The organism is Streptomyces sp. SID1328, from assembly GCF_009865595.1.
GTDB lineage: Bacteria > Actinomycetota > Actinomycetes > Streptomycetales > Streptomycetaceae > Streptomyces > Streptomyces griseoluteus.
Genome location: NZ_WWKH01000506.1, coordinates 1 through 907, shown reverse-complemented (window position 1 = coordinate 907; position 907 = coordinate 1). Strand labels below are relative to the sequence as shown.

Below are 907 nucleotides of genomic sequence, written 5' to 3'. Positions count from 1 at the left end.
GGCCGGTGTCCGGTGCGGTCGGCTGGGTGCGCGCCGACCAGCCGCCCGCACCGCAGGCACCCGGGGGACGCAGGCCGACGCCGGTGGAGCGGGTCAGCCGGTTCCGCTCCGCCGCCTCGCCGGCCGCCGGACGCCTTGCCGTCTACCTCGCCGCCGCCCCGCTCTGTCTGCCGGTGATGCGGCTGGTGCAGCGCACCATGCTGCCCGGCTCGGGCCCCGCCGAACTCGCCGAGGTGCTGCTCGGCGGCCTCGTCCGGCGCGCGGGGGAGGACCACGGGCCGGACGCCGGGCAGTGGTACGAGATGGAGCCGGAAGTGCGGGAGGCGCTGCTGTCCACGCTCGGCCGGGACGAGGCCCTGCTCGTCCTCAAGCACTGCTCCGAGTACATCGAGCAGCGCTTCGGCAAGGGCGGCGCCAACTTCCCGGCCCTCGCCCTCGCCCAGCTCGGCGGCACCGGCCACCCGGCGCGCGGGGAGGAAGACCCGGCGGGGGCCCGCCTGTTCGGCGCGTACCCCGGTGACAACGGCGACGCCACCCTCGTCCCCCAGCCCTTCGCCGAGGTCGCCGCGCGGGTGCTGGAGCGCTTCATGCCGCTGCCGGAGCAGTTCCGGCTCTACGGCACCCGCCCCGGCACCGCCGCCGGACCCCGGCCGACGCACCCGGCGGTGGTCCGGGCCCGCACGCTCCTCGCCCGGTTCGACGCCGACGGCATGGTGCAGGACGTGATCGACGCCGTACAGCTGCTGCGCGGCGCCACCGAGAACGAGCGCCCCGCCGGGGCCGACCCCGGACTGTGGGCCGAGTACGCGTACGCCACGCTGCGGCTGTGGGAGGTGCAGGGCGGCTCGGCGCTGCTGGCCGAGGCGGAGGCCGCCGCCGAGCGGGCCGTGGCCCACCCGCACGCCCA

1 pseudogene is annotated in these 907 nt (G+C 77.7%); it reads left to right on the top strand.

Going from position 1 to position 907, the window contains the following annotated elements:
• A pseudogene (locus tag GT030_RS15905) lies at window positions 1–907 on the top strand (hypothetical protein); the annotation flags it as partial.